We start from the raw sequence: 23,558 nt of genomic DNA on the forward strand, positions 1-23,558 counted from the left end.
AGACTGGTTTCATGCGCGTTCTCGTTACCGGCGGAGCCGGCTATATCGGTGCCCACACTGTCCGCCTGCTCGTTGATCGCGGAGACGAGGTTGTTGTTCTCGATAACCTCGGGTCGGGACAAGCTGATCGAATCCGCGATGTGCCGTTCGTCAGGATGGATTTGGCGGCAGCGCCTGTGAGTGAGATCGAGGCTGTGCTCCGAGATAACACGATCGATGCAGTCATCCACTTTGCTGCCCACAAGCAAGTGGGGGAATCCGTGGCAAAGCCTGCTCTCTACTACGCCGACAACGTGGGCGCAGTCGCCAAGTTGCTCATGGCGATGGAAAATGCGGGTGTCAACAAGCTCGTGTTCTCGTCGTCTGCTGCGGTGTATGGCAATGCCTCAGGTGCGATTTCAGAGGCTGCCCTAGCGCAGCCCATTAGTCCGTATGGTGCCACCAAGCTGGTCGGTGAGCAGATCATTACAGCCGCGGCCGAGGCTTGGCCATTGAGGGCCGCCAGCCTGCGCTACTTCAATGTCGCAGGAGCCGGCAGCGCCGAGCTCGCAGACACGGTGGCCTTCAACTTAATTCCTATCTGTCTTGATCGGATCGCCGACAATCAGCCGCCCGTAATTTTTGGTGACGACTATGACACTGCAGACGGCACGTGCGTGCGTGATTACGTCCATGTCGTGGACGTTGCTGAAGCGCACCTGGCTGTCTTGGATGCCCTTCCGCACGACCCGGGAAACATCATTTTGAATGTCGGCACCGGAATAGGCACGAGCGTTCGTGAGATCGTCGACGCTCTTATCGAGGTGTCAGGAACGCGCCTATTGGCTGATGTGCAACCTCGTCGTGCGGGTGATCCTGCGGCGATCGTCGGTGATATCAATGCGATCAAAGCGTTCACAGGGTGGAGTGCCCGCTTCGGTGTCGAGGACATCGTGAATTCAGCGTGGGATGCTCGTCAGTCTGCGTCTGCGCGGCGATAGAACCTAAATTCCGGGCGAAACACTCGAGTCGAGTGCACGGCGCCAGCTGAGCTCTCGCGACGCTTTGACGCAGCACACGACGAAAGTGAGCCAGCCGAAGTCGGTCAAGATCGAGCTCTCTGCAAGTGCACCGATAGCTAGTGCCAGTAGCACGAGAGCGGGCCAGGCAAAGACGATGCTGCGCCGACGGGAGGCTAAAAGCCATGAGCGCGTGAAAGCTAAGCCGAGCAGTCCGACAAAAATAAGAAACCCGACGACGCCGAGTTGGAACCATACATCGAGGTACGCGTTGTGTGCGGAGTCGGGTACCCGGGAATCAAAGGATCTGAACGCGAGATACGGTGCGACGGTGGCATCCCACGGACCGATCCAGCCCCAACCTTCGAGCCGATAATTGTCTTCTAGCGTCCATAACTGCCGCCACACGCCCACTCGATAGGCGAGTTCATCGCTCGCATCGAACCACGCCACGATTGTTGTTCGAGAAAGCCAGCTCAGGAGCAGGGTGGCCGCGGTGAATGCCATCAGAAGTATCTGCCAATAGCGTCGGCGCCCGGACGGAACTCGGCGCAGAGCAACAAGCGCGCCGGTGGCAGCGGCAATGATTAGCCCAGCCCCGAGGGCGAGCGGAGACTGCGACAGCAAGAGAACTAGCGCCGCTGTAATGAGTGAACCGATCGCGAGATTGCGTTCGACGGATCGTGTTGAGTATTCGATCGCGAAGGTGATGAACGCGATGAGGGCGATCATGCCGAGATTATTCCGAGTGCCGAAAATACCTTGGATTGGTTCCGCTGTGCCCAGATTTCCTTGGATCAGAAGCGCATCTAACGAGGAATCGAAAATGAGGCCCGTGAGAATCTCAAAAACCAGAGAGACCACGAGAGCTGCCCTCAGCACATCACCAAAAGCCCGCACGATTTGGATTGTGTCGCGCACCAGGGCGATATAGATGCCCATAATGGTGAGCATTAGCAAGTAGAGCGCACTCGCTACGCTCTCCGCACGGTACTGCGACCATGCCACGGAGAGCCAGACCCAGCCCGTGAAAAGGATGAGTGAAATCGGCACCAGGGCACGCCAGCCAATATCCTTCCACTGCGCCCATGCCGACAGCGAGACAAGCACGACGAGGAGCACCAAGGCGGCGAGAAAGCCAGGAGTGCCTAAAACGGTTCGCAGAAAGAATGCCGCTACCGTGGTGCCGATGACGACAGTGCTGAGCGCTGCGGACGTTCGAGGCGACGACAGGATCACCGCGCCGGCATTCGTTGCGGTGTTCAGGGCGGAGCGGGAAATCATTGACGAACTCCTGCCCAGTCGGGGCGTTTCGCCTTCACCGCAATAATGACAAGTAGGTACAAGCCATATTCCCCAAGCAAGCGGCTTTCGGGGATCGATTGCACGGCCAGGGCGATCATGACGAGCACGGGCCAGACCGAGCCGGCGGTGAAGGCCAGTCGTTCACCGGCAGCGCGCTGGGGCCGGTCAGTGGCGAGTGACCACGTGCGAATCAGCGTCGTCAGCACTAGCGCGCCAAAGAAGGCGACGCCCACGAATCCGAGCTGGAGCCAAATATCAAGCCAGGCATCGTGTGCCTGCACCTGCACAACGCCGTTGCGCTGCGCGAGACCGGCGAACGGCTCTGCCCAGGGCATCCAGACGCTGACCCACCCCCAGCCGAAGCCGGGTCGTTGTTGCGCAAGCTCGCTGACGCTCTGCCAAATTTCGGCTCGTCCGGTGAGATCTTCGCTCTTGCTGAGTAACGCAAAAACGGATTCACGGAACATCAGCGCCGCTGCGATGGCAGCGGCGCTGAGTGCGACAAAGGTGATCTGAGCCACGGCGCTCGATCGAGACGTGCGGCGAGTACGGATAATAAGGATCGCGGTTGCCGTAACGATCACGGCGACCAGTGCAAGCGTGACAGTTGCCGACCTCGCCAAGAACAGCGTTAGGCCAGCCAGCGCCAGCCATGTGATCGATGTGAAACGTTTCGTGGTGCCTTGAGCCCATTGGATAGCGAACACAATTAATGCGAGGAGCGCGAGAAAGCCTAAGTGGTTGGCGTTGCCAACGATGCCTTGGATACGGCCGCCATCGAGGGCATCAAAGAGCACGTTACGCGACCAGAGCAACATGATTGGCAGCGGGCCATCCGGGTTCACGGTGAGCTCTGGTTGCGGCGCGAGCGGAGCGACGGGGTGGCGAATGATGGTCGCGACGATTAGCTCAAAAGCGATCGATAAGCCGAGAAGAATGCGGAGTGCTCGTGCCGTAGCATCGAGAACTTCTTGCCACGAGAAGCTGGTTGCTACGGCGAGTGCGCCGATCACTGTCAGCCATGTGTTGAGCAATCCCAGCGCGGTGGCGCCGGGATAAAATGACCAGATAATTGACAGTGTCGCCAGCGCCATGAATGCGATGAGCGGATACGGGAGACCACCGATGCTCCACTGCTGACGGTTGGCAATGAGAATGTACAGCGACACTGCGCCAAGCACCACGGCTAGGGTGACAAAAACACCCCAGCCGAAGGAGTAGCGCCAGGCGTCGCCGCCTAAAATGACTAGTAGCGACGCGCTAAGAAACCACGCCCGCGCCCGGGGGCTTGCTAAAAGTCGCATGACGCAAGATTAGACGAATGCTGCCTTGCCTGTGATGGCGCGACCCACGATGAGCGTGTTCATTTCGCGAGTTCCTTCATAGGAGTAGATCGCTTCAGCATCAGCGAAGTGGCGCATTACTCCGTAGTCGAGAACGATTCCGTTGCCGCCGAGGACTTCGCGGCACCAAGCGACAGTCTCACGCATCCGACTTGCTGTGTATTCCTTGGCAAGGGCTGCATGCTCATCCTTCTGGATGCCCTCATCGAGCATTTCGGAAACTCGAGTAACCATTCCGATGGAGGCAGTGATGTTACCGAGGCTCTTGGCGAGGTGTTCTTGAACGAGTTGGTGGCTGCTGATGGTCTTGCCGAACTGCACGCGCTCGCCGGTGTATTTGACGGCGGCTTCGTACGCTCCGATGGAGTTTCCGACTGCAGCCCACGCCACTTCGGCGCGAGTAAGGCGCAACACTGCTGCGGTGTCGCGGAACGATGTGGAGTTCTGCAGGCGGTTCGACTCCGGAACGATGACATCCTCAAGAACAATGTCTGCGTTCTGCACGATGCGCAGCGCCTGCTTGTTCTCGATGCGGGTGGCTGAGTAGCCGGGGGTGCTCGTCGGAACGATGAAGCCCTTGACCTGGTTGTCGGCTTCGTCGCGTGCCCAGATGATCGTGACGTCGCTGATTGAGCCGCTGCCGATCCACCGCTTTGCACCGTTGATGATCCAGTTGTCACCCTCGCGCTTGGCGACGGTCTGGAGTCCCTGTGCCGTATCGGAGCCGGAGAGCGGCTCAGTGAGGCCGAAGGCGCCGAGCAGTTCACCCGAGGCAAACTTGGGCAGCCATTCGTCGCGCTGTTCTTGCGAGCCAGCCACACCGATCGCTCCCATGACAAGACCGTTCTGCATTCCGACCAGTGTGGCGACGCTGGCGTCTACCCGAGCAAGCTCGAGGGCGACCCAGCCGCGGAAGACCGCCGAGTTGGGGAAGGGCTGGGTTTCAGCCCACGGGAGACCGAAGAGCCCGAGGTCGGCGAGGCCCTTGAAGATCACGTCACGATCGAAGAACTCGGCCTTGGCCCACAGATCATTGGCGATCGGGCGCACCTCTTTATCGAGAAATGCGCGCAGCTTCAGGATGGTGTCTTTTTCCTGATCGGTCAGCGCATTCTCGTAGCCGTAGAAGTCGCTGCTGAGGGTCTCAAATGACATAGTCTTCGCTCCATTGCTTATCGAAATCACTGCGATCCTAAAGCGTGAGTACGCGTCGTTTCTAGACGGTTGGTACTTTGGGCTAACGCTTCGAGAAGAGTGGACTGAATGTTTGTAGGCATCACTAATACGCCTCGCGATTACGCGTGGGGCTCCGCTGGCGAAATCTCTGCGCTTCTGGGCACGGAGCCGACGGGAAAGCCCGAGGCGGAGCTCTGGCTCGGTGCGCACCCGGGGAGCCCCAGCGTTATCCTCGACCCCGCGCAGGCGGGAGGCGCGAGCGATCTGCACGAGTGGATCCAGCGCGACGCCGTGCACGTCGTGGGCGAGGGAGTCGAGCGGCTTCCCTTCCTGCTCAAGGTGCTCGCTGCGGGAGCACCGCTCTCCTTGCAAGCTCATCCCACTCCCGAGCAGGCTGCTGAGGGCTTCGCGCGTGAGAACGCGGCAGGCATTCCGTTGACGGCGCCATTCCGCAACTACAAAGACGCGTCCGCTAAGCCAGAACTTATCGTTGCCGTGAGTGACACATTTGAGGCGCTGTGCGGTTTTCGCTCGATGGCCGACACCCGAGCATCCATCGATCGCCTTGCTGAATTGGATGCCGCCAGTAGCGCCCCGCACCCGGCCTTGTTCACCGAGTGGTTGGCTTTCGCTCGCGCTGACTCCGACTTGCGGGCGATGTTCGAGTGGCTCATTTCTGCCGCGCAGCCAGTGCCGGAGCTCGTGGAGCGGGTTACCGCGCTCGCCGAAGCTGACAAAGCGAGCAACGAATTCGCCCTCGTGCGCACGCTTGCCGGCTACTACGCCGGCGACCCGGGCGTGTTGATTTCGTTGATGTTGAACCATGTGACGCTCGCCAAGGGCGAGGCGCTGTTTTTACCTGCGGGCAACATCCACGCCTATCTGCGGGGGCTGGGCATTGAGCTCATGGCGTCGTCTGACAACGTGCTGCGCGGTGGACTCACGCCGAAGCACGTTGATGTTCCCGAACTATTAAGCGTTCTCGACTTCTCGGCGAGCCCGGTGCCCTATCTGGCCCCCGAGCCCGTCGGGGCAACAGCACGAGTGTTCCGGCCGCCCGTGCGTGACTTCCAGCTTCTTGAAGTGGCCAAGGATGCGACGCTCGAGCTGCACAGTGCGGCAATCCTGTTGTGTACGGCCGGGCAATTCGTTGTCGACGGTAGCGAGAACTCAACGTCGCTCTCGCGCGGGGAAACAGTATTCGTGACGGGCGATGAGAGTGTGCTCACGGTGAGGGGCGCCGGTCAGTTGTTTGTGGCGGCAACGCAATAGTGTTGCTGTCGCTGGAGGCGCGTGGAGGGCTTGCCATTGGTGAGACTGTCTCGGTGCGCATTCAAGCGCTGTTCGTCTAGCGGTTGCGCGTGAAGGATGGCGTGCTCATCGTGGTGATGACGAAGTCGGATGCTGTCCCCACCGAGGTCGAAGCCGAGCGGCCGCCTGCCGCCCCTGCACGACCGTTGAAGTTCCAGTAGCGTTACTTCGGCCGACGTGTTGGCTCGGAACCTAGGCAGAGCTGGCCGCAAGCAAGAGAGATCACTATGAAGCGCGCATTCATTACCGGAATCACCGGCCAAGACGGGTTGTACCTTGCTGAGCTATTGCTCTCGAAGGGCTACAAAGTTTTCGGCCTCATGCGGGGCCAGAACAACCCGAAACGCGAACTGCTTGAGCGAGTGATTCCGGATGTTGAAATTCTCACGGGGGACCTCACCGACCTGTCGAGCCTCATGCGCGCCATGAGCGTTGCACAGCCCGACGAGTTCTACAACCTCGGCGCTATTTCTTTCGTCGCATACTCGTGGGAGAACGCGCACCTCACCAGTGAAGTTACCGGAATGGGCGTGCTCAACGCGCTCGAGGCGGTGCGACTGCACACTGCCGCTACCGGCCAAGAAGTTCGGTTCTACCAGGCATCCAGCTCTGAGATGTTTGGCAAGGTCCAGACTGTTCCGCAAGACGAAGACACCCTGCTCTGGCCGCGCTCGCCGTATGGGGTTGCCAAGGTCTACGGCCACTACATGACCATCAACTATCGCGAGTCCTATGGCATGCACGCTTCGTCTGGCGTGCTGTTCAACCACGAATCCCCGCGCCGCGGCCCGGAGTTTGTGACCCGCAAAGTTACCCGAGCCGTTGCGCGAATCTCGCTAGGGCTCCAAGACACTCTCACCCTCGGCAACATTGATGCTCAGCGTGACTGGGGCTTCGCCGGCGACTACGTGGAAGCAATGTGGCTGATGCTGCAGCAGGATGAGGCAGACGACTACGTCATTTCGACGGGAGAGACGCAGAGCATCCGAGTGCTTCTCGACTTCGCTTTCGCCGCGGTAGGAATTGACGACTGGACCAACTACGTCACCTTGGACGAGCGCTTCATGCGGCCCGCCGAGGTCGACCTGCTGGTGGGCAACTCGGCGAAGGCGAAAGAAAAACTCGGCTGGGAGCCGCGCGTCAAATTCCCCGAGCTCGTCGCGATGATGGTCGAAGCTGACCTTGCCGAACAGAAAACGCTCGCCGGTCTCTCGTGACTCGTGCACTGATCACCGGCGTTACCGGCCAAGACGGCTCGTATCTCGCCGAACTTCTGCTCGCGCAGGGCTACGAGGTGCACGGCGTCACCCGTGAGTCCGGTGAACTCGTGACGCCGGGAGTTGTCGCCCATGAGCTCGATCTGGCGGCAGACAGTGCGATCGGCGAGCTCATCGAAGAACTGCAACCGAACGAGATCTACAACCTGGCAGCGCTGAGCTCCGTGTACCAGTCGTGGCAGAATCCGACCCTCACTGCGCGACTGAACGGCGCGGTCGTGGCAGAAATGCTCGCAGCGGTTAAGAAGATTCACGACCGCGGCGACGCCGACATCCGCTTCGTTCAAGCCTCGAGCGCGGAGATCTTCGGCACGCCAAGCGTCTCTCCGCAGAACGAGAGCACTCCAGTGCGCCCCACAAGCCCCTATGGCGCCGCTAAGGCCTATGCTCACGGACTCGTCGGGGCGTACCGCACTGCCGGCGTTGCGGCCTCTTCTGTGATTTTGTACAACCACGAGTCGCCGCGTCGACCCGAAACGTTTGTGACGCGAAAGATCACTGCGGCTGCTGCACGAATTTCGCGTGGGCTGCAAGACACCCTTGAACTCGGAAATCTGGATGCCCGCCGCGATTGGGGCTGGGCGCCGGATTACGCTGATGCGCTCGTTAGAGCAGCGCAGCATCCGCAGGCCGATGATTTCGTGATTGCGACGGGAGTTTCCCATTCCGTGCGAGATTTCGTGGCCGCTGCATTTGAGCGGGCGGGCGTCGACGACTGGTCTGAGCGCCTGACAGTCTCCGATTCTTTGCTGCGCACGGGGGATGCTGCCCTACAACTGGGGGATGCGAGCAAGGCTCAGCGGATCCTAGGTTGGACTCCACAGGTTGGGTTTGATGAAATTGTGGCGGCGATGGTCGACCACGATCTCGCTTTGCTGAGTTAATTTAAGTCACGGCGCGCCATAACCCTTAACTCGTAGTCGAGGCAATTATGATCTGCGACTTGACTCTCGGGAACTACACCGGTGTAATTATGTAACGCGATTTGATGCAACGCATTAAAAGCGGAGGGGAGAAAGACCAGATGGGCAACAGCGGATACCGCGCGGGAGTTCCCGACGACTGGTTTGTCGACCCTGTACGACTAGGGGTTCCCGGAGTTCGTCAACCTCTCGCCGATGAAGACGGCAATGCGCTCTCTTGGCAGACCGACTCACTCTGCGCACAAACAGACCCCGAAGCGTTCTTCCCTGAAAAGGGCGGGTCAACTCGCGACGCAAAGAAGATTTGTTCCTCGTGTGAAGTTCGCAGCCAATGCCTCGAATACGCTCTCGAAAACGATGAGCGTTTCGGAATCTGGGGCGGTCTCTCTGAGCGCGAGCGTCGCAAGCTTCGTAAGCGCGCGAGCTAGTCAGCCAAGTGGAGCCGTAACCCCGAATTGGGGCGGCTCTCAGACTCGCGGCTCTGCAGCGCGTCGAGTGTAAAACTGCGCGAGCGGCGCATAGTCTCAAACAAATGCAGCCGAGAGTCACCGCAGTACTAGTCGCCCGAAACGGTGCGAAGTACTTGCCACGAACACTTGCCGCGATCGCGGCCCAATCTCGACGACCCGATTCGGTCATCGTGGTTGATGCTGAGTCGAGCGATGAGTCACTGGCTCTCATGGCAGACTCGGCCCCGGCGCAAATCGCGGACGCTCACGCGCACAAGACTTTTGGTGGCGCGATCGGTGCTGCGCTTTACACCGCAGCGCCGCAGGCCACCGAGAACGAATGGTTGTGGCTGCTCGCGCACGACAGCGCTCCGGATCCGAATGCTTTGCGTGCACTGCTCGGCGCCGTCGAAATTGCACCGTCAGTGGCTGTTGCCGGTCCTAAATTGGTGCGGTGGGACGATCCGTCCGTAATCTCCAACTTTGGTGAAACACTGACACCTCTCGGGCGATCGGTCGGACTCGTCAACGACGAACTCGACCAAGCTCAGCACGATGTGCAGACCGACGCCATGGGCGTGGCCGGCGCTGGCATGCTCGTGCGTCGCCAAGTGTGGACGGCGCTCGGCGGCTTTGACCCGAAACTTACCTCGGTGGATGCGGCACTCGACTTCTGTATTCGTGCCCGTTTGGCTGGCCACCGCGTCGTTGCGGTCGCGGATGCTCGGGTCGCAAGCTCTGGCGGACCGGAACTCTTTGGCAAGCGCTCGATCTCGGCGGCGGCTCACAACCGGGTGCAGCGCTTTGCCCAACTGCACCGCCGACTCGTCTATGCGCCCGCTCTCGCAGTGCCGCTTCACTGGCTCACGCTGTTGCCTCTCGCGATCCTGCGGTCGCTCGGCCATCTCGTCGCGAAACGTCCAACGGCAATTGGGGGCGAATTCGCTGCCGCTTTTGCTGCGATCTTCGATGGGGGAGTCGTGGCGGCACGCCGCAATCTCCGCCGCAATAAACAGGTGGGGTTCGCCGCCGTCGACCCATTGCGGATGTCGTGGGCGGAGCTTCGTGAAGTGCGAGCGCATGAACGTCAGGGGGCTGCGCCCGATGCGGCCTTCGAGGTCGAGCGTCCCAAGTTCTTTGGCAACGGCGGCGCTTGGGTAGTGCTCTTGGCTGGCATCCTCGGCATGGTCAGTTTTTCCCGGTTTGTTGATGCTGTTGCGCTCACCGGCGGTGGACTCCTGCCTCTCTCGACGACCGTTTCTGAGCTGTGGGCTCATGTCGGCTACGGCTGGAACGATCTCGCGCAGGAGGTAGTTGCGGCGGATCCATTCGCGGCCGTTCTGGCGCTACTGGGCTCGCTGACCTTCTGGAATCCTTCGTTCAGCATCGTGATGCTGTATTTGTTGGCGTTGCCACTTGCCGCACTGGCGGCGTGGTTGTGCGCGGCTGCCATCTCCGAACGCACGTGGGCACCAACGCTCGCGGCCGTTGCGTGGACGGTTGCTCCGAGCTTCCTCATTGCGCTGGGGGAAGGACAACTGGGCGCGGTTCTTGCCCATATCTTGCTGCCTTGGTTGATCCTCACGGCCTTGCGTGCTGCCCACAATTGGGCGATGGCTGCACTGGCTGCGCTGCTCTTTGCCGTGATCACCGCCTCAGCGCCGAGTTTGATTCCGGCTCTGTTGATTGGACTTGTGGCATGGATCGTGTTGCGTCCCAAGTCGACTCATCGCCTGATCTGGATTGTGATTCCCGCGGCCGCACTGTTTGCGCCGCTCGTCATTCAGCAGTGGGGTCGCGGTGCTCTGCTGGCGATCTTTGCCGACCCTGGCCTACCGGTAGCCCGCGAGGCATCAAGCGGTTGGCAATTGGCGATCGGTAGCGTCGTTCCGGGAACCAACGGGTGGAGCGAACTTCTCTCGACCCTCGGCCTTAATGATCGCTATGGTCCGCTGCTCGTGGCGCTGTTGCTCGCGCCGTTCGCAGCGCTCGCCCTCATGAGTCTCTTCGTGCCCGGCACCCGCCGTGCTGTTCCCTCCCTCGCGCTCGCCCTCTTAGGCTTCGCCACCGCCGTCGCGGCTACTCACTTGACCGTGAGCGCCTCGGGTGAATCCGAAGTAACCGTTTGGGCTGGTGCCGGTCTCAGCCTCTACTGGCTCGGGCTCAGCGGCGCCGTGATCGTCGCGATTGACAGTCTCGGTCGTCATGCTGCGCTTCCCGCCGTTGTCGCCCTCATCGGTATCCTCGGTATCGCAGCGGCACCGCTGTGGTCGCTGGCCTCCGGCGCTGTGCCCGTTACGACAAGCAACGGACGTTTGCTGCCGGCCTTTGTGGCGGCAGAGTCCACTCAGCGCGATGGACTCGGCACTCTGCAGATCACCGTGACCTCCGATTCCACCATTGCTGTCGACTTGCACCGTGGTCGTGGCTCCGGACTTGACGAGCAGTCAACGCTTGCTGCCACGAGCACAGAACTCTCCGACGCAGAACTCATCAACGCGACGCTCGCCGGCAATATCGCCTCCCGCAGCGGCTACGCAATCGCGGATGAGCTCAACGACCTGCAGATCGCCTTCATCGTGCTTACCCCGGCGACCGATTCCGACACCGCCGAGACGCGTCAACGCATCATCGAAGCCCTCGATGGCAACAGCATCCTGAACCCCATTGGTGATACCGCTCAGGGCTACCTCTGGCATTACCCCGAACTTCGCGAAGCCGAGATTCCGGTCGGTGCGAGTAACACCGAGACCAATTGGGGGCAGATTGTGCTCACCGGCCAGGTCGTCGTCTTCGGTCTTACTCTGCTGCTCGCGATTCCGACGACTCGTCGCCGTCGTCTCAAAGCCGCCAAAGCCGAGAGCGCCGTCACCGTGATTGAGGCGAACCAATGATCGACAACGAACTCACCCCAGACGAAGCCGCTGCGCTGCCCGATCAGCCCACCGGCGAAGAGTTCGATGATGACCACGAACTCACCGGCGCCCCGGAGCCGGAATCAAGCACAAAACGCCCGGTGTCAGCCAAAGCTGCTGCCGCCGTCGGCGCGCGAGTTGTCGTCGGAGTACTCGGTATCGCAGTCGCCGCCGCCGCGGTGCTCGGGTCGAGCTTTGTTGATCTTCCGTCGTACACCGCGACACCGCCAAGCGAGCTCGTTGTTCCGGTGCCCACAGCGCAGCAGCTGACGTGCCCCGGGCCGCTCTTGCGGCTCTCTGACGATTCGGGTGCCGAGGCATCCACTGTCTTCACCTTGGGGCAGGCCCTCACTCGTTTCTCGTCGAGCACGGGCAGCGTTGAACAGTCGGGCATTACCGCCTCGGATGCCGAAGCCGGTGAAGCTGTTGCTGAACCGTTGGTGTTGAGTGCTGCTCCCGACTCGCAATCTCCCGACTCTCTCGTGCGGCTGAGTGGCGCGCAATCGCAATACGTGAAGATCGGTGACTATGTGGGCTTCGCGGCTGCTGGCTGCCGTGCGGTCGGCGGCGATAGCTGGCTTGTGGGCGGTTCGACAACCACCGGGCGCACGACGTTGATTTCGCTGATCAATCCCACCGAAGTTGCCTCGACAGTCACCCTCGACATCTTCGACGAGCGTGGGATCGTGTCGGCGGCCGGAACCACCGGAATCGTGGTTCCGCCCAACGGACAGCGCGTCTTGTCGCTTGCCGGGTTTGCCCCGGGCATTTCTTCTCCCGTCGTACACGTGACGAGCACTGGTGGCCAGATCACGGCAGAACTGCAGCAGTCGATCGTGCGCGGGCTCGACGCTGGCGGTGTCGAGATCGTGGGCGCAAGCCAACCGTCTTCTCGCTCGGTAGTGATTCCTGCCATGGTTGTGACCAGCCTTAAGGCCATTCAGGCTTTGCGCGGTACCGCAACCGAAACGGATGACGTGATTGCGGCTATCCGGGTGCTCGTGCCCGGTGAGACACCGGCGAGCATCACCACAACACTGACACCGACGAATCCCGAGCGTGACCCCATTGAGTTCACCCTCGACCTGAGCGCTGGTGTTGTCACCGACATCCCGATTGAAGAACTCGCCACCGGCACCTACACGGTTCAGATCGAATCGGACGAGCCCATCGTTGCCGCTGCCCGCACGACCTCCGCCGTAATCAGCGCGAGCGACAAAGTTTCGGCGACAGACTTTGCCTGGTTCACCTCGAGCCCGGCGCTCAGCGGTGACACACAATTCACGGTGGCTCCCGGGCTGGATGCCACCGTCAACGTGACCAATGCTGGCGAGACCGCAGTTGAGGTGGCTCTCACCGCCGACGCGGGCTTCAGCGAGGAGTACACGATCGAGCCGGGCACGAGCGTCAGCGTGCCGGTATCGAGCGGACGAACGTTTACGCTCACCCAGAGTGGCCCGGTCTATGCGAGTGTCACGCAGGCGGAGAACGGCTTCATTGCGGCGTACTCGATTGACCCGCAGACGCCGGGTTCGTCGCCGCTGACCGTCTTTCCATAGCCGTTAGAAATTGCGGAACCGCTCCGGGGCAAGCTCCCACGGCTCTTTGCCGATGTACTCGGCAACGGCCTGAAAAACACAACTCTCGATAAGCATCCGCTTATGGAGTTCGTCATCGCGGTGCAGCCTCGCCATGCGCTCGATGGGCAAGCGGTAGAGAACGATGCGCTTCTCGTCAGGCAGAGCGGTCCAGCGCACGATCTTGCTGCCCTCGGGGCTGCTGCCGGGCATAAGCCCGAGCTCGAACCGAGCACTGGCGAGTTCCTCCGGCCACATTTCTTTCAAATACTGGGCGGCAGACGCGACCGTGAGCTCGAAGTTTCCGTTGCGACTACTCAGCAGCGGAAGGTGAGGACCAGTGACGGCGGAACGGATGCCGCGACCGTGACGGTCGCGCCAGTTGCCCCGCACAGAGCGCGTAGACGCTCGCTTCGATGATCTAGCCACGTCCTTATTGTACGACCGCCAGTTGCCCAACTGTGGGCGCACAGTCGTAGGCTAGGGCTCACAATGAATCAGCGCCCGTGCAGCAAGGTCGCCTGCAACTCCGAAGCAGTCGCCACCCTCACCTATGTCTATGCCGACTCGATGGCAGTTTTGGGGCCGCTGAGCTACAGCGCAGAACCACACACCTACGATTTGTGCGCCCGCCATGCTGATCGACTATCCGTGCCTCAGGGGTGGCAGGTCGTTCGCCATGTAGTTTTGGGGCATGAGCAAAGCTAACCCCATCGATCTCGCACCATTTATCAAGGCGTACGACGTTCGTGGCCTTGTTGGTTCTCAGCTCACCGACGATGTTGTCGAAGCTCTTGGCGCCGCATTCGCTGATGAAGTGGATGCCGCGGGCCACGAAATCATCGTCGGCCACGACATGCGCGACTCGTCTCCGGGTTTCGCTGCAGCGTTCTCGGCGGGCGCTCGCGCTCGTGGCGCCAACGTCGTTCTCATCGGACTCTGCTCGACGGACGAAACCTATTTTGCGTCCGGTTCGCTCAATGCCCCGGCCGCCATGTTTACCGCTAGCCACAATCCGGCGACGTACAACGGCATCAAGTTCAGTCGCGCGGGAGCCCAGGGAATCAGTTTCGCAACCGGCTTGAAGTCGATTCGTGACCGCGCCCAGCAGTATCTGGCTACGGGAATCGAAGCGGTTTCCGCGGTTGGCGCCCAGCGAGAGCTCGATGTGCTTGGCGACTACGCCAGCTACTTGCGCAAACTTGTAGATCTCAGCGGCATCCGCCCCATTCGTGTCGTTGTAGATGCCGGCAACGGCATGGGCGGCATGACGGTTCCGGCTGTGCTCTCGACGGCGGCCGGTTTGCCGGCACTTCCCATCGAGATCATCCCCATGTATTTCGAACTCGACGGCACCTTCCCCAATCACGAAGCGAACCCGCTAGAACCCGCCAACATCGTTGACCTGCAAAAAGCAGTGCTCGAACACGGTGCGGATGTCGGGCTCGCCTTCGATGGCGACGCCGACCGTTGCTTCGTGGTCGACGAGCGCGGAAATCCCATGAGTCCCAGTGCTGTTGCCGCGGTTGTGGCCCTGCGAGAGATTCAGCGGGTGCGCGCTTTACAGCCCGAGGGCGACATCCGTGTCATCCACAATCTGATCACGTCACGAATTGTGGCCGAGACGATCGAAGCCGCGGGGGCGATCCCGGTGCGCACCCATGTTGGCCATTCGCTCATCAAGGATCAGATGGCGGCAACCGGCGCGATCTTTGGCGGCGAACACTCGGCGCACTATTACTTCCGCGATTTTTGGGGCGCCGATAACGGGATGCTCGCCGCGATGCATTTGCTTGCCGAGTTCGGTTCGCAGCCGGAGCCCCTCTCGGTGCTCTCCGATCGCTATTCGCCCTATGCGGCGAGCGGTGAAATCAATTCGGTGGTGGACGATGTTCCGGCAGCTACCGCTCGCATTCGCGCGGCCTTTGAGGGCGATGCCGAGTTCGATGAGCTTGATGGCCTCACCGTCACTGGCACGACGGCACCGGGCGAACCCTTCTGGTGGTTCAACGTGCGTCCGTCGAACACTGAGCCATTGCTGCGGCTCAACGCCGAAGCCGGCGATCAGGCAACGCTTGAGACCGTTCGCGATCGCGCGCTTGCGTTGATTCGCGCTTAGCCGCGGTCGCTTGGAAAGCCGCGGGGAACACCGGTCAGCGCGGGGGAGAGGGCAGCAAGCCGTGCCTTCTCGCTAGCAAGCGCGACTGTCTCGCGCTCTCGCCGCAGAGCACTGACGGCACCGAGCAGCACTTCTGGCTCCACGGCGGGCAGCGGAGAAACGTAGGCGGAGGCCTCGTGCGCAAGGTTCAGAGCGTGCTGGTGGCGCGTCATCGGCGTATAGCCGGGGGCGGCAACCAGAAAGTGGGAGATGCGCCGGGCCAGAGCATCTGGCATCTTGGCGACATCGGCGGTGCGAGCCCAGTCGGCCAACTGGCCAGGTAGCTGCACCACAGGGTTCGAGAACTTCGACACACGTTCGTATTGGGCGTAGGTGCCCGCAACGAGATCGCCGAGGCGCTGTGCGCGAGTGTTGAGCAACGCCACGATTGCTGCTAAACCACCCGCGGTCATGAAGATTTCGAGCACACCGATCAGGGCGCGGATGAAGGCATGGCGAAAGCCAATCGCGCCGCCATCGTTGCGAACGATGCGGGCTCCGATCGCAAGCTTGCCGAGGGACTTGCCGCGGCTGAGCGTTTCGACGGCGGTAGGGATGACCACGAGGCAGATCACGGTCGCGCTGACGGTAAGAGCCGTGGCGATTGCCTGGTCGAGACCGGCAGCGGTCGCGAAGGCGAATGCGCCGATCAGGAGTCCGATGAGAGCGGCCGCGTAGACAAGAAAATCGATCATGGTGCCGGCCGCTCGCAAGACAAAACTGGTCGAATGCAGCTCCAACGCAACGGCTTCACCCGTGATGAGCTCATCGGGTTCGTCACCATACGCAAATGTGTTCGTCGTTTGTGGGCTCGCCATGACATCATTTAAGCAGATGGATCTCGACTCTTACTCAGCCGCGCACCGCGAAGAATGGGATCGCCTTGCCGATTTGGGCAAGCAACGACGACTTTCCGGCACCGATGTCGACGAATTGATTGATCTTTATCAATCGGGTGCCACGCAATTGTCGGCGATGAAGACGAGTGCGGGTCAGTCGGCGCAGGCGGATCGTCTCTCGCTCACCCTCAGTCGGGCGCGTTTGCGCTTCACCGGGGCCTCGGCAAACCTACTCAGCCAACTCCCGCAGTTCTTTGTTGTTCAGCTGCCGGCGGCGCTCTATCGGGTGCGCTGGATGTCGCTCATCCTCGCCGCCGCAACCTTCTTTGTTGGTTTTCTCTTCGCGTGGTGGGCTATTTCGAACCCGCAGGTTCTCGCTAACTTCGGAACGCCGGCAGAGCGCGAAGCTCTCGCGCAAGATGACTTCGTGGGGTACTACTCCGAATACTCCGGCGGATCATTCACCGGGTTCGTCTGGACCAACAACGCGTGGATTGCCGCACAATCTGTCGCGTTCGGAATCATCGGCCTCTACGTGCCCTACCTGCTGTTCAATACGGCCCAACAGCTGGGGTTCACCGCGGCGATCATGAACGAGTTCGACCGCCTCGACGTGTTCTTTCTCTACATCGCCCCGCACGGCCAGCTTGAGCTCTACGCCATCTTCGTGGCCGGAGCGACCGGAATGATGATCTTCTGGTCGTGGGTCGCCCCCGGGGCCCGTACGCGGGCTCAGTCGCTCGCACACGCTGGCCGCTCGCTCTTCACCATCGTCGTCGGGCTCATCCTTGCCCTGCTCGTGTCCGGAGTGATCGAGGGCTACGTCACTCGCCAAGACTGGCCGTGGCCGATCAAGATCGGCATCGGTACTGTCGCGCTCGCCGGATTCTTGGCGTACCAGTGGATCCTGGGTGGGCGCAGCGCTCGCGCCGGCAACACGGGAGACCTCAGCGAGTTCGACGCTGGGGCTACCCACATCGTCGCCAACTAGGCGTTGGCCCGCAGAACGCAGTAGCGGCACTGCGCTAGGCGCGCTCATGGACTCGAGCGATAGCTTTCGCTTGGCGGGCTGCTACAGCTTTCCGGCGGCCTTGAGCGCGATGTAGTGGTCGGCAAGAGCCAGCGGCAGTTCGCTGGGGCGTCTCGAGACGACGGATGCTCCGAGCTGGTTGATCGCGGCGGCAACTCGCGACTGATCGAGGAGAGCGCGTTCGGCAGCCCCGGCGAGATAGACGGAGTCGCGCGTGGAGCGGTCGAGCGTGGCATCCGCAATGGAGGGATCGGTGACGGAAGCCACCACAACAGTGTGTTTCGCGGTGAGCTGGGGGAGCATGGCGAGCAGACCGAGGCTTCCGCCTGGCGATTCGGCTGTGGTGGCGAGAACGACGAGCGCGCGTTGGGTGGTGGCCTGGCGAACGAGACCGGGAACGGACTCCCAGTCCATCTCGATGAGTTCCGGTTGCACCGGCGCCATGCTGTTGACCATTTTCGAGAGCAGGTCGGGGCCGCTGGCGCCCTGCACCCGTGCGCGAACGCGGCGGTCATAGATTATGAAGTCGACGTGATCGCCGGCACTTGAAGCGAGGGCGGCGAGCAGCAACGCTGATTCGAACGCGGTGTCGATGCGGGGCTCGTCTTCGATTCGTGCGGCTGAGGTGCGACCGCTGTCGACGACGATGACAACGCGGCGATCACGTTCTGGACGCCACGTGCGCACCACGAGTTCAGAGCGACGTGCGGTGGCACGCCAGTCAATGGAGCGCACGTCATCGCCGCGCACGTAGTCGCGCAGGCTGTCAAATTCGGTGCCTTGACCACGAATCATGACGCTCGTTGCGCCGTCAAGCTCCCGCAGGCGAGCGAGCCGAGATGGCAAGTGCTTGCGAGAGTTAAACGGGGGCAACACGGTGAAAGAGCTCGGCACGCTCACCGTGGTTTGACGCGCAATCAGTCGCAGCGGGCCGTACGACCGCACCGTAACGTGCGCGGCTTCGCGGGTTCCTCGCCGTACTGGTGTGAGCACGGTGTTGAGTTCCCGACGTTCGCGCGACGGCACGGTCAGCGGAACCCGGTTGGTATGTGCGCCAGCGGATGGCTGCCAGCCATCGCGCACTACCGCGCGCAGTCGGCGGCGGGTTGGATTTGTGATGCGCAGGGTTGAGCTCGTGGTTTCGCCGAGGCGCACCCGGTCGGGCGCGATGCGTTCGAAACGCAGCGAGCGCACCGACACCGCCAGCAGCAGGTCGATGGCTCCGACGACGATGACGAAGAGCAGCCACAGCGTGAGCACAAAGGGCTCGCCGGTCACGACGATCGGCACAATGCCGAGCGCCAGTAGGGCGACGAACCATCCAGAAAGCGCCATCGTTAGATCGGAACCTGCACTTGCTGCACGATCGATCGCAAAATCACGTCAGATGAAACGCCTTCAAGCTCGGCTTCCGGGCGCAGCTGAATGCGGTGGCGCAGAACCGGCAACACCATGCTCTGAATGTGGTCGGGCGTGATCGCGTCAGCACCGGTGAGCCACGCCCAGGCCTTGGCTGCCGAGATGAGCGCGATCGCACCACGAGGGCTGACCCCGAGCTTCACGGAGGGGCTCTGACGAGTGGCGCGAGCGAGGTCGACGGCGTAGGCAATCACGTCGGGGCTTGCACCGACTTTTGCTACGGCATCCTGCGCGGCGGCGAGCATGGTCGCATCGAGCACGGGGGTCACACCGGCGGCGGCGAGGTCGCGCGGGTTGAAGCCAGCAGCGTGGCGCGTGAGCACTTCGATTTCAGTGTCACGTTCGGGCAGATCGAGCACGAGTTTCAGCAGGAAGCGGTCGAGCTGCGCTTCGGGCAACGTGTAGGTGCCTTCGTATTCGATGGGGTTCATCGTGGCCGCGACCATGAAGGGAACCGGCAGCTTGAGTGACTGGCCATCGACCGAAACTTGGCGTTCTTCCATCGCTTCAAGCAACGATGACTGAGTCTTCGGAGGTGTGCGGTTGATCTCATCCGCGAGCAGAATGTTCGTGAAGACGGGGCCTTCGCGAAACTCGAACTCGCCGGCCTTGGCGTCGTAGACGAGCGAACCGGTGACGTCGCCTGGCATGAGGTCAGGCGTGAACTGCACGCGCTTGGTGTCAAGCTGCAGGGCACGACTGAGGGTGCGCACGAGGAGGGTCTTGGCAACGCCGGGAACACCCTCGAGCAGCACGTGGCCGCCCGTGAGCAGTGCAATGGTGAGGCCGGTAACAGCCGCATCCTGACCAACGACCGCCTTGCCTACTTCGGTGCGGAGTTGAGTGAATGCGTGCCGCAGTTGCTCGTCAGTCATATCTCGATTCTTCTCTATCTCTGGCTCGGTGGGGCTGAGGTTGTTAGGCGGGGCGGATGACAGCGTGAACTCGATCTTCGAGAGCAAGCAATTCATCGGAAAGGGCGATGAGTTCGTAGTCGGAGGCGGGCTCGCGATCGATGAGCAACTGTCTCAACGGCTCAATCGGCTGACCAACAAGAGGTGATACTCGGTTGATGACATCGTTGACGGATGCCGTAGTCGGCATGCCGCACAGTACGGCGAGACGGCGAATTGTTCCGATGCGCAGCGAATCGAGGGTGTGGAGTCTCGCCGTGGAGCGCTCATAGAGCCGCGCCCGCCCCTGCATCGTCTCGCTTGAGCGCACAGTTACTGGCAGTTTTTCAATCACGAGCGGGCCGAATCTGCGCCCACGCCAGAGTGCGCCAGCTAGGAGTGTCAGCATCGTGAGCCAGACACCGGGCAAGACCCACCCGGGGGCGAGTTCAGCGGGCGTCTTGGCGTCACCGGAGTTGGCGAGGTCGAGGAAGCTTGGCGTGTACCAGACGAGCGTTTCGTGCTCGCCGAGGAGCCGCAGAGCGAAGGCTGCGTTGTCGGCTGCCGTGATGGCGCCATTGCTGAGTGCATCAGTGGCGCCAAGAATCCGAAGTTCAGTATCGCCACGGTCGAGCACGATCAGCCCGTAGCCATCGTCGTCGTTTCCGTAGCAGGCCGTGATCTCGGCGCTCGGCTCGATCACGCGGTAATTGCTCGGGCCGGCGGTGATATCGGGGGCCTGTGCGACGAGAGGCGCTGAACAGGATGCCGAAACAGCATCCGCATTTTGGCCGGCGTGGGCGACTTCTGGTGCCACCCGCAGAAGCTCGGTGAGGGTGGGATCGGCGAAGACGACGGTTACCGCGAGTTCGGTTGCCTCGGCTACCTGATCTTCGCTGAGGTATGCCTCAAAGTTGGTGAAGAACAGGGTGCTGTCGTCGGAAGAGCCGAGCGCTGCGCGAGTGTCATCGAGCGTCGTCGTAACCACGACGTCGACGCCCTGATCGCGCAATACTTCGGCGAGCGCCTGCGTTCCTGCTTCATAGGCGCTGGTGGGGTCGAGCGGTGGGCCTTCGACTGCTGTTCCGGCGAGATTGAGACTCGCGATCGCGACGAGAACCACGAGAATCGAGCCGGCAACCCAGTAGAGAGCGCGCTTGGCTGTGGTGCCGATGCGGGGGGTGAGCACCGTCGTTTCTGTTGCGGTTGCTTGTGTGTCGCTCACAGGGTCGCCTCGGCAAGATCAGGTTTGGCCGCGCGCACGCGTGCTTCCAGCGTGCGCAGTTCCTCGTACTGTTCTCGTGTTGCTGGTTTACGCATGTAGCGCACGAGGTCGAAAACGTCGGCACTGTGGCCAAGCTCGCGGGCGAGCTCGGGCAGCGCGCGGCTAGCCCGGCTGGCGAAGCCGTGACCGGTGGTGCCAGGCGTCATGCTCACGAGAGTGCGTTCGGAGAGCCCGCGGGCGATCGAACGGAACATGTCGGCGATCGCTTCAGCAAAGTCTTCGCGCGCAGCAGCCTGCTCTGCTGATACCCGCAATTGGGCTGCTGTGCGGTAGTCGGCCTCGCCGAAGATGCCCTCTTCGTGGCGGCTCTTGCGGTTGAGGCGGGGGAGTCCGTAGACCACGATCGCAGCAATAATGGCGATCGCGACAAGTGCCAGCAGCACGATCAACACGATGGTCGGGATGCCCGTTCCTTCGCCAATGGTGAGGCTCGCGAGCCAGTCGCTAAATGCCTTCGATACCTGATCGAAGAGAGTGGGCCGCGCTGCTTGATAGGGAGCTTTTGACAACTCTTCGATGAGCCAATTCGTGGCCTGCTCCGAGTCGGGATCGACCGGAACCTCGCCAGAAACCGCGCGCGCCCAGCTGGATGACAGCAGGGCGGGCACGGTGACCGTGAGCGTCGTTAGCGTCATGAAGCCGTGTAAGGAGAAGCTTCAGGTGTGCGTCGAGGCGAGCTGTCGAGGGTGAGGTACGGATCGGGGACCGAGAAGTCGCCAGCGTTACGAGCCTCGACGAAGCGAGTGAGTTCCAGATCGAAACCTTCTTTTCGCATCCGCATGTCGATGTACAACAAGGCGGGGGCTGCCGATTGGATGACGATCGTGACGGCGCTGATCACAATTGAAACGACGATCGTCACGATGTAGAGCGCGATGAAAGCGACAATGGCGGCATCTTCGTCGCCGGTTGGATTGAGGAGGCCAACGCCGAGACCGCCGATGAAGCTCAGCGGGGCGGTAACCACGCTCGACACAGTGTTCACGATGACCATGATGAGCAGCAAAATACCGAAGGTGCGCCAGAAGCTTCCCTTGACGAGCGACCATGAGCGACGAATCGCTTGGCCGAGCGGCAAACGCTCGATCATGAGCGCACTCGGCACGAAAGCGAAAAAGGTACCGAGCCAGGCAGCGAGGAAGACGCTTGCGGCGATGCCGAACAGCATCACGAGCACTCCAATGACGATTCCAGCCGTGTCACCCCACGTGAACAACAGCACAGCAATGCCACCGATGAGAGCGATTCCGATAATGGCGGCGGCAGCAACGAGAGCCGACCAGCCAACGAGAGCCCAGATGCGGCCTTTCGCTGCCGCCCACAGCCCGCGCAGGCGTAGTCGTTCGCCGACAGCACCGCGTGCCACCTCGAGCGAGACAATTCCTTGAAGGAGTGCGCCACCGATCAAGGAGAGCACGACGGCGAATAGTGCCGACAAAATTGTTCCCGCCGTGGCGCCAGCTTCGATGGCAGCGGCATCCGCATCGCTCGCGCTGAGCGTGCGTTCGACGCCGGCAAAGGTCACGATGCCCACGAGTACGAGCGAAGCGACCATGACGACGCTCATGATCAGCAGGGCGAATCCAAACGTGGGGCGGGGATTGCGGCGCAGCACCATCAGCGATGCAGAAAGGATGGCGCCGAGTCCCATGGGGGCTAAGGGGATGAGCCCGGGCTTGGGTGGTGGGGTCCACGAGGGTGCTGGGGTGCCGTACTGGGGCGCTCCCGGCGCGCCGTAAGGGGCTTCGCCTGTCGCTCCGGGCGCGTACGCCGCGGACGGAGCAGGGGGTGCAAGCGGCTGGGAACCGTCGACAGGGTTACTGCTATCTGGCGATTGCCACGGACTGTTATCGCTCACGTCTCACCCTCGAATGTTGAACTGCATCTATTCAATCTCACTCATGTTTTCACACTCGACTACTCTTATGCGAAAGCTTCTCACTCTGTTAGCCCGAGAGCTAGAAAGTATCGAGGACACGTGAACCCGCGAATTCTTGTAGTCGATGACGACACTGCCCTGGCAGAAATGATCGGAATCGTTCTACGCACTGAAGGTTATGAACCATTTTTTTGTCAAGACGGCGCCCTAGCGTACGACGCCTTCAAGTCGGCGGCGCCCGATTTGGTGTTGCTTGATCTCATGCTGCCCGGCGTGGATGGCATTGAGATTTGTGCCCGCATCCGGGAAGAGTCTGGCGTGCCCATCATCATGCTCACGGCCAAGAGCGACACGGCTGATGTGGTGAAGGGTCTCGAGAGCGGGGCTGACGACTACGTGGTCAAGCCCTTCAATCCCAAGGAGCTCGTGGCGCGTGTGCGCACTCGCTTGCGTCCGGCCAGTGACGCCGCAACCGGCACTCTGACCGTCGGCGATCTTGAGCTGGATGTGACGGGCCACGAGGTTCGCCGCGGCGCCACCAAAATCAACCTGACGCCACTCGAATTTGAGCTCCTGTTGGCGCTTGCGATGAAGCCCGAGCAGGTCTTCACGCGCGAGATGCTGCTGGAGCAAGTGTGGGGCTACCACTACAAGGCAGACACTCGCCTCGTGAATGTTCACGTGCAGCGGTTGCGCGCCAAGGTTGAAGAAGACCCCGATAACCCGAAGATCGTCATGACGGTTCGCGGGGTTGGCTACCGCGCCGGCGCCAGCGCCTAAC

At 61.5% G+C, this 23,558-nt stretch carries 21 protein-coding genes; 11 read left to right on the forward strand and 10 right to left on the reverse strand.

Translation table 11 applies throughout. The features are described 5' to 3' along the window. Nucleotides 1-11 precede the first annotated feature (11 nt). Nucleotides 12-980: a UDP-glucose 4-epimerase GalE gene (gene galE / locus I6E74_RS05270; RefSeq protein WP_197123718.1), complete on the forward strand. Its 969-nt coding sequence runs from the start codon at nucleotides 12-14 to the stop codon at nucleotides 978-980. A 3-nt stretch (nucleotides 981-983) separates the two neighbouring features. On the opposite strand, the gene I6E74_RS05275 is transcribed toward galE, so the two are convergent. Genes I6E74_RS05275 through I6E74_RS05285 form a run of 3 tightly spaced genes read right to left on the reverse strand, consistent with a single transcriptional unit; the run spans nucleotide 984 to nucleotide 4,801 of the window. Further along, the gene (locus I6E74_RS05275; protein WP_197123719.1) at nucleotides 984-2,282 is read right to left on the reverse strand and encodes an O-antigen ligase; all 1,299 of its coding nucleotides are present in this window, start codon (nucleotides 2,280-2,282) and stop codon (nucleotides 984-986) included. After that, complete coding sequence (locus tag I6E74_RS05280) at nucleotides 2,279-3,607, reverse strand: O-antigen ligase (protein ID WP_197123720.1); 1,329 nt, start codon at nucleotides 3,605-3,607, stop codon at nucleotides 2,279-2,281. The genes I6E74_RS05275 and I6E74_RS05280 overlap by 4 nt, the downstream gene beginning before the upstream one ends. Nucleotides 3,608-3,616: 9 nt before the next feature. Beyond that, entirely contained in the window at nucleotides 3,617-4,801 is a 1,185-nt protein-coding gene (locus I6E74_RS05285; RefSeq protein ID WP_197123722.1) for an acyl-CoA dehydrogenase family protein, read from the reverse strand. Nucleotides 4,802-4,909: 108 nt separating this feature from the next. On the opposite strand from I6E74_RS05285, the gene manA reads away from it, so the two are divergent. The 6 genes from manA (at nucleotide 4,910) to I6E74_RS05315 (ending at nucleotide 13,256) form a co-directional block, all read left to right on the forward strand. Next, nucleotides 4,910-6,094 (forward strand): mannose-6-phosphate isomerase, class I, encoded by a 1,185-nt coding sequence (gene manA, locus I6E74_RS05290; protein ID WP_197123724.1) that lies wholly within the window; start codon nucleotides 4,910-4,912, stop codon nucleotides 6,092-6,094. A 266-nt stretch (nucleotides 6,095-6,360) separates the two neighbouring features. Further along, nucleotides 6,361-7,350, forward strand: coding sequence for a GDP-mannose 4,6-dehydratase (locus I6E74_RS05295; protein WP_197123726.1), 990 nt, complete (start codon nucleotides 6,361-6,363; stop codon nucleotides 7,348-7,350). Beyond that, the gene (locus tag I6E74_RS05300) at nucleotides 7,347-8,294 is read left to right on the forward strand and encodes a GDP-mannose 4,6-dehydratase (RefSeq protein WP_197123728.1); all 948 of its coding nucleotides are present in this window, start codon (nucleotides 7,347-7,349) and stop codon (nucleotides 8,292-8,294) included. Before I6E74_RS05295 ends, I6E74_RS05300 begins: the two co-directional genes overlap by 4 nt. A gap of 140 nt (nucleotides 8,295-8,434) precedes the next feature. Further along, the gene (locus I6E74_RS05305; protein ID WP_197107160.1) at nucleotides 8,435-8,761 is read left to right on the forward strand and encodes a WhiB family transcriptional regulator; all 327 of its coding nucleotides are present in this window, start codon (nucleotides 8,435-8,437) and stop codon (nucleotides 8,759-8,761) included. 104 nt (nucleotides 8,762-8,865) lie between these two features. Next, nucleotides 8,866-11,676, forward strand: coding sequence for a glycosyltransferase family 2 protein (locus I6E74_RS05310; RefSeq protein WP_197123730.1), 2,811 nt, complete (start codon nucleotides 8,866-8,868; stop codon nucleotides 11,674-11,676). Continuing rightward, nucleotides 11,673-13,256, forward strand: coding sequence for a DUF5719 family protein (locus I6E74_RS05315; RefSeq protein ID WP_197123732.1), 1,584 nt, complete (start codon nucleotides 11,673-11,675; stop codon nucleotides 13,254-13,256). The genes I6E74_RS05310 and I6E74_RS05315 overlap by 4 nt, the downstream gene beginning before the upstream one ends. A 3-nt stretch (nucleotides 13,257-13,259) precedes the next feature. On the opposite strand, the gene I6E74_RS05320 is transcribed toward I6E74_RS05315, so the two are convergent. Then, nucleotides 13,260-13,703, reverse strand: coding sequence for a metallopeptidase family protein (locus I6E74_RS05320; RefSeq protein WP_197123733.1), 444 nt, complete (start codon nucleotides 13,701-13,703; stop codon nucleotides 13,260-13,262). 63 nt (nucleotides 13,704-13,766) lie between these two features. Here I6E74_RS05320 and I6E74_RS05325 point away from each other — a divergent pair, with 63 nt between their 5' ends. Both I6E74_RS05325 and I6E74_RS05330 read left to right on the forward strand, forming a co-directional pair. Beyond that, nucleotides 13,767-13,982 (forward strand): DUF3499 family protein, encoded by a 216-nt coding sequence (locus I6E74_RS05325; protein ID WP_197123735.1) that lies wholly within the window; start codon nucleotides 13,767-13,769, stop codon nucleotides 13,980-13,982. Next, complete coding sequence (locus I6E74_RS05330) at nucleotides 13,969-15,393, forward strand: phosphomannomutase/phosphoglucomutase (protein WP_197123737.1); 1,425 nt, start codon at nucleotides 13,969-13,971, stop codon at nucleotides 15,391-15,393. Before I6E74_RS05325 ends, I6E74_RS05330 begins: the two co-directional genes overlap by 14 nt. Here the strand turns inward: I6E74_RS05330 and I6E74_RS05335 are convergent. Further along, nucleotides 15,390-16,250: an RDD family protein gene (locus tag I6E74_RS05335; protein WP_197123740.1), complete on the reverse strand. Its 861-nt coding sequence runs from the start codon at nucleotides 16,248-16,250 to the stop codon at nucleotides 15,390-15,392. The two genes, I6E74_RS05330 and I6E74_RS05335, sit on opposite strands and share 4 nt — an antisense overlap. Nucleotides 16,251-16,266: 16 nt before the next feature. On the opposite strand from I6E74_RS05335, the gene I6E74_RS05340 reads away from it, so the two are divergent. After that, entirely contained in the window at nucleotides 16,267-17,262 is a 996-nt protein-coding gene (locus I6E74_RS05340) for a stage II sporulation protein M (RefSeq protein WP_197125178.1), read from the forward strand. Between the two features lie 81 nt (nucleotides 17,263-17,343). On the opposite strand, the gene I6E74_RS05345 is transcribed toward I6E74_RS05340, so the two are convergent. Genes I6E74_RS05345 through I6E74_RS05365 form a run of 5 tightly spaced genes read right to left on the reverse strand, consistent with a single transcriptional unit; the run spans nucleotide 17,344 to nucleotide 22,756 of the window. Next, nucleotides 17,344-18,636 (reverse strand): DUF58 domain-containing protein, encoded by a 1,293-nt coding sequence (locus tag I6E74_RS05345; RefSeq protein ID WP_197123741.1) that lies wholly within the window; start codon nucleotides 18,634-18,636, stop codon nucleotides 17,344-17,346. Between the two features lie 2 nt (nucleotides 18,637-18,638). Further along, a complete protein-coding gene (locus I6E74_RS05350) occupies nucleotides 18,639-19,595 on the reverse strand; it encodes a MoxR family ATPase (protein WP_197123743.1) in 957 nt (318 codons plus the stop codon). Nucleotides 19,596-19,638: 43 nt separating this feature from the next. Further along, entirely contained in the window at nucleotides 19,639-20,838 is a 1,200-nt protein-coding gene (locus tag I6E74_RS05355) for a DUF4350 domain-containing protein (RefSeq protein ID WP_197123745.1), read from the reverse strand. Beyond that, nucleotides 20,835-21,533 carry a DUF4129 domain-containing protein gene (locus I6E74_RS05360; protein WP_197123747.1) on the reverse strand — a complete coding sequence of 233 codons (699 nt, stop codon included), beginning with the start codon at nucleotides 21,531-21,533 and terminating at the stop codon, nucleotides 20,835-20,837. The genes I6E74_RS05355 and I6E74_RS05360 overlap by 4 nt, the downstream gene beginning before the upstream one ends. Continuing rightward, the gene (locus I6E74_RS05365; RefSeq protein WP_307784390.1) at nucleotides 21,530-22,756 is read right to left on the reverse strand and encodes a hypothetical protein; all 1,227 of its coding nucleotides are present in this window, start codon (nucleotides 22,754-22,756) and stop codon (nucleotides 21,530-21,532) included. Before I6E74_RS05365 ends, I6E74_RS05360 begins: the two co-directional genes overlap by 4 nt. 120 nt (nucleotides 22,757-22,876) lie before the next feature. On the opposite strand from I6E74_RS05365, the gene mtrA reads away from it, so the two are divergent. After that, complete coding sequence (mtrA, locus tag I6E74_RS05370) at nucleotides 22,877-23,557, forward strand: MtrAB system response regulator MtrA (RefSeq protein ID WP_197123749.1); 681 nt, start codon at nucleotides 22,877-22,879, stop codon at nucleotides 23,555-23,557. The last annotated feature ends 1 nt before the right edge of the window (nucleotide 23,558 follow it).

Origin of the sequence: Salinibacterium sp. SWN139 (assembly GCF_015864625.1) — a bacterium.
Taxonomy (GTDB): domain Bacteria; phylum Actinomycetota; class Actinomycetes; order Actinomycetales; family Microbacteriaceae; genus Rhodoglobus.